This is a genomic window from Nitrospinota bacterium (genome assembly GCA_016217735.1).
Classification (GTDB): domain Bacteria; phylum Nitrospinota_A; class UBA7883; order JACRGQ01; family JACRGQ01; genus JACRGQ01.
In genome coordinates this window covers 1-8,345 of record JACRGQ010000037.1, presented here as the reverse complement: position 1 = coordinate 8,345, position 8,345 = coordinate 1, and the positions used below count along the sequence as shown (strand labels likewise).

Annotated in this window: 9 protein-coding genes and 1 other RNA gene; 1 reads left to right on the top strand and 9 read right to left on the bottom strand. The window is 55.5% G+C overall.

Annotated elements, in window-relative coordinates:
- The first annotated feature begins 560 nt into the window (after positions 1-560).
- A complete protein-coding gene (locus HZA03_06060) occupies positions 561-2,321 on the top strand; it encodes a radical SAM protein (protein ID MBI5637519.1) in 1,761 nt (586 codons plus the stop codon).
- Between the two features lie 105 nt (positions 2,322-2,426).
- Here HZA03_06060 and HZA03_06055 read toward each other — a convergent pair whose 3' ends face one another.
- The 9 genes from HZA03_06055 to HZA03_06015 form a co-directional block, all read right to left on the bottom strand.
- Positions 2,427-2,615 carry a hypothetical protein gene (locus tag HZA03_06055; GenBank protein MBI5637518.1) on the bottom strand — a complete coding sequence of 63 codons (189 nt, stop codon included), beginning with the start codon at positions 2,613-2,615 and terminating at the stop codon, positions 2,427-2,429.
- 235 nt (positions 2,616-2,850) lie between these two features.
- Complete coding sequence (locus tag HZA03_06050; GenBank protein ID MBI5637517.1) at positions 2,851-3,666, bottom strand: hypothetical protein; 816 nt, start codon at positions 3,664-3,666, stop codon at positions 2,851-2,853.
- Positions 3,667-4,492: 826 nt separating this feature from the next.
- Positions 4,493-4,866, bottom strand: an RNA gene (rnpB, locus tag HZA03_06045) — RNase P RNA component class A.
- 7 nt (positions 4,867-4,873) lie between these two features.
- The gene (locus HZA03_06040) at positions 4,874-5,587 is read right to left on the bottom strand and encodes a hypothetical protein (protein MBI5637516.1); all 714 of its coding nucleotides are present in this window, start codon (positions 5,585-5,587) and stop codon (positions 4,874-4,876) included.
- Positions 5,588-5,595: 8 nt separating this feature from the next.
- Positions 5,596-6,372, bottom strand: coding sequence for a Nif3-like dinuclear metal center hexameric protein (locus HZA03_06035; protein ID MBI5637515.1), 777 nt, complete (start codon positions 6,370-6,372; stop codon positions 5,596-5,598).
- A gap of 88 nt (positions 6,373-6,460) precedes the next feature.
- A complete protein-coding gene (locus tag HZA03_06030) occupies positions 6,461-6,871 on the bottom strand; it encodes a response regulator (GenBank protein MBI5637514.1) in 411 nt (136 codons plus the stop codon).
- Between the two features lie 193 nt (positions 6,872-7,064).
- Positions 7,065-7,445 carry a response regulator gene (locus tag HZA03_06025; GenBank protein MBI5637513.1) on the bottom strand — a complete coding sequence of 127 codons (381 nt, stop codon included), beginning with the start codon at positions 7,443-7,445 and terminating at the stop codon, positions 7,065-7,067.
- A gap of 35 nt (positions 7,446-7,480) precedes the next feature.
- Positions 7,481-7,789 (bottom strand): Hpt domain-containing protein, encoded by a 309-nt coding sequence (locus HZA03_06020; protein ID MBI5637512.1) that lies wholly within the window; start codon positions 7,787-7,789, stop codon positions 7,481-7,483.
- 16 nt (positions 7,790-7,805) lie between these two features.
- Positions 7,806-8,279, bottom strand: coding sequence for a GGDEF domain-containing protein (locus HZA03_06015; GenBank protein ID MBI5637511.1), 474 nt, complete (start codon positions 8,277-8,279; stop codon positions 7,806-7,808).
- Positions 8,280-8,345: the final 66 nt, after the last annotated feature.

The following is an 8,345-nucleotide window of genomic DNA, read 5'->3' as shown; positions in this document are numbered from 1 at the left end:
GGCGGGATTCGAAGCAAGTGAGCGTGCGCGACCGATGAGGGAGCGCAACCGCACAGGGACGTGCGGTTAGCGAACGCGGCGGGCCGATGGAGCGGGAGCGTGACGCGACCGCGAGAGTGGCCGTTCCCGCCGAGGTCACCATTAAATGCTTTATTCCCTACCTGCCGCTAAAATTACATCATGGAAAAAACCCGCCGAAAAAACGGAATTCAAAAAAACCGGACAGCCGGCTGGCAGGCGAATCGCGCCTGATGGAACGGTGGCGCATACGCGCATAACACCGCTTCCGCTTTTACCTTTCGCTTTTCCACCGAAACTTTGGTAAACTTCAACTTAGGATATGGTCTAAGTGGGCCATTTGGGAAAAATGGATTTGCCTGTTTAAGTAGGCTGCGGCGGGCGACATTGCTTCACCGCGGGGGGGAACAGGGCGCGCGTCTGCTTTTCCGTCAACCCGCGCCGGAGTTTGTAGCGAAGTCCGGTCGCCAGCTTTGCCGGCCCGCCCGGCATGACTGGAGTGTTGCGAACGCGGGAATGAACCGATATTGATGGGAAACTGCATGTCAAAGACGAAACTTCTGCTCACCGGCGTCTTCAAACCCTTTGGAGTTTCCGACGAATACGGCGAAGCGCTCTGCACGATGGAGCTGCTGAACAACCAGGTCACGCGCGAACAGGGCATCCACTCCCCCCGCCAGAACAACCCCAGCTTCGGGCTTTACCTGCTGGCGGAGAACATACTGACCCCGGCGACGGTGCTCGATTTCCCCACTTGGAAAGAATTCACCAAGGAGGTTCGGAACGGCAACTACACGCACGTGGGCATCTCCTTCATCGTGCCGAACGTGCTGAAAGCCGCGCGCATGGCCAATTACGTCCGCAAACACTCCCCCGCCACAAAGATACTGCTCGGTGGACACGGCGCGGCCATCCCCAACCTCAAAAATCATGTCGACTACGACGAGGTCTGCCGCGGGGAGGGCGTGCGTTGGCTGCGCACCTATTTCAACGAGCCGCACCAGGAACGCCCCATCATCCACCCGGTGGTTCCCTCGTCCGTCAGAAAATACATTTACGGCGCGCCCGTTTTCGACAAAGGCGCGATCATCCTGCCCGGCGTGGGCTGCCAAAACTCCTGCCGGTTCTGCGCCACCGCCCACAAATTCGAGAAACAGTACACCTCGTTCCTGCGCGAGGGGGGCGATCTCTTCGCCGCGTGCCGGAAATCTGAAACGGCGATGGGAACGGAAGATTTCTCGCTCATGGACGAGAACTTCTGCAAAATGCCGGTGCGCGCCGCCGCGCTGCTCGCGGAGATGGAAGCCCACAAGAAAGCCTACACCTTCTCCATCTTCTCGTCCGCGGAAGCCATCACCCGCATGGGCGTCGATTTCCTCGTCCGCATGGGGGTGAACTTCGTCTGGATCGGCGTGGAATCGAAGTGGAACGTGTTTGAAAAAACGCAAGGGGTGGACCTGCACGCCCTGATAAAAGACATCCAGGATCACGGGATCACCGTGCTCGCCTCGACGATACTCTTCATGGAGCATCACGACCGGCACACCATCGAAGAGGACATCGACTGGGCCATCGGCCTCGAATCGGATATGCTCCAATTCATGCAGTTCGGCCCCATCCCCGGCACCCGCCTGTACAACGACTACGAAGTGGAAGGGAAACTGCTCATGGACATCCCGTACCCCGAGCAGCACGGGCAGGACAAAATATGGTTCCACCATCCCAACTTCACGCTCCAGGATACCTCGCGCATCCTGAAGGAAGCGTTCGAACGGAAATACGAAACCCACGGGCCGGGCATCCTCAGCATGGCCCACACGGCCGTGCGCGGATACCTGCGGCTGCGAGACGATATCGAGTTCAACGAAAAAAACGGACTGGCCTGGGATCCGAAACTCATGAAATACGTGCCGTCGACGGACAGCGGCCCCGACGAATTTCTGCGCCTCCGCCTCGAATCATGGCGGCAATACGCCATTCGGTTCCGCCCGATGTTCCGGAGCACGCGCGCCTACGCGCCGAATCAGGCGGCGCGGGATAAAGCGGATATGGTCGCGAAGCTTTACGAAGAAGCCTTCGGCAAGATGGACATGAAGGACATCGCGAAATCGGCGGCCCTCCGCCTCCTCGCGTGGAAAGAAAACCTGCACCTGCAAATCCGCAAAGCGTTCGGCGGCGGCGATATCATGCGCCAACCCGCAACGGTACGGCAGGAATACGCCGACCGGCGCGGAACCATCACCACCGGCCACGACCGCAAAAAGAAACGGCCGCATTCATCCGCCACCGCCGCCGCGCGCTGACGCGCCTTCCCCATTTTCCTTTGATTTGTCATTCCCGCGAAGGCGGGAATCCAGTCTTCTTTCCCTTCTGTATCCCCGCTGAAACTTACCTCCACAGAAACGGGGTCAGGCGTGAATGACTTTGGGACGGCGGGCAGCCCGCGTCTTTTTGGCAAACTCGCGCTGGAAGGCTTGCTCATGCTTTTTCCAGTACGCCAACTGCTCGTCCACCGACATGCCCTTTGTTTCTTTATAAATCTTCTCTTGGGCGCGCCGCTTCATCTCCACGCAATCGAAACCCTTTTTAGCTTTCATGGTCTATTACCTCCAAAGGCGAATGAATGCTGAGCCGGATAACCATTATTCCCGTTGACCCCATTATACAGCGGTATCTTTTTGAAGTTTACAATGTGCTTAAAACTCCAGCTTACAATGAGGCCACACCCCGAAACTGTTCTTATCCAATGTCAAAACAAAGAGGAGGTCAAATGTCCTTGTTAGCCAGAAAAAACCTTCCCAACTTAAATCAGGGTTTTTTTGGGAAGCCGCCTTACTGGAGCCTGAATCTTCTTCTAATCGCAAAGAAAAAGAGCGCAAAAAGAAAATAGGACAAAACTGAATGAACAATTGCAATTGCTCTTAATTGGTATGGGTATTCAATTATTTTTATAGCACCGCTAGGCGTCTTTATAATCTGCTCCTTAAGAATATCAAATGGAAGGATGGCTTGCTTTAGCGTGAACATTATTGTCTGCGGCCATTCCAAACCACACACATAGCATGCCAGTTCATTTGCACAGCAATCAACGAAGCGATTGGCGTTGAAATACAAGCAAAATGCAAATATTTGAAGCAGGGCAAATAATATCAGAGGCCGAGAAAAGCTTGCCCCGTATGATGAAAACCGCTTATAAAATAAGGCAACAGTTCGGATGCTAAACGGGGTATTTTTATCCACCCTTAATGATTCTTGTTCGGCCTCAAAAAACGCTTGATGCTCAAGCCACGCACCTATCGTTTTCATTTTTTCAGCCAAGTTTCGATAATGCAAATAATCGTTTGGGGCGATAGATGCAAACCTGGCATTCTTAAAACTAATCCCCTCCCCATACTCCGCCCCATTTAAATTTGGAGGGCAATAAAACAGAGCATCATCAAAAATTAAATCATGACTAAAAATCCTATTACGGAAACTAATCATTTCAGAATGCCGAGAACTTTCATAAGGACCAAATACCGCCCTTGAAAAATCCATTCTCTGCGCAACAGGAGATGATAGGGTTTTTGTAAAATCTGCTGCTTTCCTGAATGTCGCCCCAATAAAACTACCGCCAACAAGAAAAGAACTGTTCTTAAAAAACGCCACGCCATTAAATGTTGTGCTTACAAAATTGACGTGATCTCGAAATGTACAGTTTTCAAAATCTGCGTAACCTTGGAAAGTAGATCCAATTATTGCTAATTGGAACTCAAATGACCTCACTCCGCCCTCAGGCGCCCTAAATTGTGCCAATCCATAAAAAAAACAATTCCTAAAACTAATCAAGCATGTTCTATTAAAAATGTGAATTAGGGGCTCAAGATAAAAATCGGGTGGAAATACGACCTGATCGAACTGATATTGTTTTTTTGGTTCTTCCTTAAAAATGGTCTCGTTTAGAAAATGTTTTAATTTAAAATAAAATTCGGATCGTTGCGCAGGGGTAAATCTTGCCTTTCCATCGTTGGAGTCAGGGGTACTTTCCCATGGAAGATGCGCACTGCAATATTCGCGCCCACCAATATTATGGAGCGGAAAAAGATTAATATGGCTTGAGAATTGACAATATTCTATACAGCAACTCACCAGTCCATCCGGAGATACAGGGCGTCCGCCTTTTCGTCGACCTTTAAATTCATAATTTACCCTTCATGCTCCTGTCAAAAAACGCGGTTACGGCCCTTATGGGGCTTGTCCGTGGGTTTATTATAACCCGTAATCCTTGCCGTTGGCGCGGCAACCCCAAAGATGAATCCTGCGGCGCCAAAATGGGGAGCAATGCTTGCCCTCTATGGGGGCAACGGCAGACAAGAATGTCTACCCTGCCAAGAAGGGCAAGTCCAAGAGGAGGAAGACTCAAGCTTGCTGGTTCCCCGCCTGCGCGGGGATGACACGGGAAGGGTCAAATCCGGCATGACAAAAGAAGTAAAGAAAGCGAAGGCGGACTATAAGCCGGATTCTGTACCCGGTAAAGGGCGACGGCCATTTCTCTAAGCCCCGCCGTTGCCGGCGGGATCAAGCAGCCAACCCGGGGGCAGGAAGCGAGCAGCTTCCCTTCTCCTTGCGGAGAAACGCCCCCCTATTTGGCCTTGCACCGGACAGGGTTTTCCATGCGGCCGGCGTCGCCGCCGGCCCGGTGAGCTCTTACCTCGCCATTTCACCCTTACCCCAATGTAGGGGCGGTATCTTTTCTGTGGCACTTTCCCTGGGATTGCTCCCGCTCTTCGTTAAAGAGTGCCCCGCTCTATGGTGTCCGGACTTTCCTCCGCCCCCGTTGCCGGGCGCGGCGGCCGTCTGTCCGCCTTCGCCAAAATTATTTCGAGTCAGGAAGCGCGTAAAGGAACCGGTTGCAGTGCGGGCAGTTGTGCAGGCGCGCGCCGGTGCGGACTTCCAGCGCCAGTTGCGGCAACACCATCTGGTGGCAGGCGGAGCAGAAGCCGTTTTTCAGCTCGGCCACCGCCTTGCGCCCGCGCGCCTTGAACACCCGGTCGTACTGCGACAGGCTGCCCGGCTCGACGGCGGCGGCGATGCCGTTGCGCCGCGCGTGGGCCGCTTCGGCCTTCGCCCTGACTTCCGCCAGTTCCTTTTCCTTCACCGCCTTGAACGCGGCGAATTCCTTTTCCTCCGCCGCGACTTTTTCCTTAAGGCCTTTTTCTTCGGCCTTCGCCGTGTCGAGGCGCTCCATGATCTCAAGCTGCTCGTCTTCCAGCCGCCCGATGGCCTCTTCCATGTTTTTGATTTCCTGCTGGGCGGCGTGATACTCCTGATTGGTCTTCACGTCGTTAAGCTTCATGCGGGATTTGACGATGGCCGCCTTCTTCTCTTCCACCTCGCGCTCTTTTTCCAGCCGCGCCTTGTTGACGGCCTCGAGGTTCTTCTTGTACTCCTCGTATGCGGCCTTGTCCTTGCCCAGCGCCGACCCGTGCTGGCTCAACTGCGCGGGGAAAGCGCCGATGACCGCTTCCATCCGGGTGATTTCGTCGTCGGCCTTTTGCAGATCAATAAGAAGTTCCAGGTTTTTTTCCACCGCGTTCCTCAATAGTCCCTAAATGGTTCTTCAATGTATAAGGGTGTGATTCTAGTCCTTTTTCCGGATTTTGCCATCATCTTTTTAAAATAGGCCGCAACCAGCGCCACCATCGGCCGTTCCGTGCCCAGATGCCCGCCGTCTATCATACACATTCCGCGCCCCGCGCATTCCATCGCGTTGTGGTGGCGCACCTCGCCGGTCAGCAGCAGATCAGCCCCGCGCGCGGCCGCGTCGGCCAGCAGATCCGCCCCCGATCCGGTGCAGACCGCCACGGCCTTAACCGTCTTTTTTCCATCGCCGTACAAACGCGCCGATGAAATGTTCAGCGCCTTCTTCACCTGAAGGGTAAACGCGGCGGCGGTCATTCCACCGCCCAACGTGCCGATGCGGTACACCGCTTTCCCCGGCCCCGCGGCGGGCCGGACATTTTTCAGCCCCACCAGCCGCGCCACATAATCGTTAAGCCCCGTGGGGGCGAAATCTAGATTGGTGTGCATGGCGTAGACCGCGATGCCATGACGCAATACGGCGGCGATGATCCGCCCCCGCGGCGTGGAAAGATCGATCCGCTTCAGCGGATAATAAATCGGCGGGTGGTGGACGACGATGAGGTTGGCCCGCGCCGCGACGGCGGCCGCAACCGCCTCTCCGGTGAGGTCCAGCGCCACCACAATCCCGGCGCAGCGGGCCGCGGGATCGCCGATGACAAGCCCCACGTTGTCGCCGTCCGCCGCCAAACCCGGCGGCGCCAGCCGCTCGCAGAGGCGCATTACGTCCTTCATCGGAATTATTCTATGCCACTCCGCGCCCGGCGCGTAAAAAAGTTTGCCCGATGCCGCCCCGCGGACGGCGCGCCGGGAAGGGGCGCGGCTATTGCTTGGGGGTTTTCTGGAACGCGGCGTAATACCCTTCCAGGCGGGAGGCTATTTCGGAGTGCTTGAACGGTTTTATGATGTACCCCTGAATGCCGATCCGCGCGCAGTCGACGATGTCGCCCTTGTCGGACAGGGCGGTCGCCATCACGATGGCGGTATGGCGGCCGTTTGTCTTTTCCAATCTGCGTATCTGCTTGAGCGCCGTGAAGCCGGTCACCTCCGGCATGACGATGTCGAGGACGATCATGTCGGGATTCCAGCTTTCGTAAATTTCCAGGGCGTCACGGCCGTTCATGGCGATTTTCTTTTCATACAGATCGTCGCTCAAACCAAGCTTGTAAAGCTCGATAACCGATTTGGAGTCGTCGACCAGGAGCACTTTCATTTTCGCGGATTCGTTTGCCATGCCGGTATTATAACCACCGCGCGGAACCGATGCCAGACTATACGTGAAAACGCCGCATCTTTCTTGTATCTAAGTCAAAGGTTTTGTCATGCTGAGCGCAGCGAAGCATCTCTTTCCGGAAAGGGATTCTTCGCCCAAGGCTCAGAATGACAAAATCCGCGCACAACGATGAGGGCAATTTCAAACCGGACCGCTATACGCGGTTGACGCAGCTTTCTATCTTTTGGGCCAGCTCGTTATAATTTATCGGCTTCACCAGATACCCCTGCACGCCCAGCTTCACGCAGTCCATCACGTCGCCTTTGCCGCCAAGCGCGGTGGTGACGATCACCGGCGTGCTGTGCCCGCTCCCCTCCTCGATGCGGCGGATATCCTTGAGCACGACGTAACCGGACATGACCGGCATCATGATATCCAGCATCACCACGTCGGGATGCCACCGCTCCCACTCCTCGAACGCCTCTTTCCCGTTCACCGCGAATTTGAGGTCGTACAGTTCGGGGTTAAGCCCCAGACGGAAGAGATTGTGCATTAACGGTTCGTCTTCGGCGATCAATACTTTCAGTTTTTCCATGGCCTCCCCATCACGATAACGCTCCACGCCGGAGATCAGGCGTATTGTATGTCTATGCGGCCCAGGTAATCCGCCAGCCGGGCGGCTCCGGCTTTCACCGCCGCGGCGTCCTTCGCCTTTGCGGCGGTTTCGATGACGGCGCCGATGGCGGTGATCTCGTCGAACCCGTATCCTCCGCCGGAACCCTTCATGCTATGCCCCAAAACATACACGACGCCCCAATCCCCCGTCTCCAGCGCGGCGGCAATCCCCGCCACATCTTCATGCCGGGCTTGCAAAAAGCCCGGCGTCAGTTCTTTAAGGTCGGCGTCGACCTTGACAATGATCCGTTCCCCGTTTCCCATATCCACCCCCGCACGCCTACTCTTCAGCCGCCTTCACCCGGTTGCGCCCCTGGCGCTTCGCCGCATACAGCGCCTGGTCGGCCCGCTCGACCAGCTTTTTCATCTCCGTTTCCCGGTTCGGCACCATGCTGGCGACACCCATGCTCAATGTTACATATGGGGAAACCGGCGATTTGGCGTGCGGCGTCCGCAAGGCATGCACGCCGGCGGCCACCTCTTCCGCTATTTTCACCGCCCCTTCCAGCGGGGTTTCCGGCAACACCAGCACAAACTCCTCGCCGCCATAGCGGGCCGCGATATCGGCCGGCCGGCGGGCCACCCGGCCGATGATGGCGGCAACTTGCCGGAGACAATCGTCCCCCCCTTGATGGCCGTAGTGGTCGTTATACAGTTTGAAGTGGTCGATGTCCACCATCAGCCTTTTCCAATATGGAATGAGTCTGAAGGGGGGACGTGATTCCAACATGAAATGAGTCTGAAAGCTGTTCATGATAGGGGGATGAATACCATCATGAGCCTGAACGAGTTACAGAGCATTGACCAATTGAACCTGTTT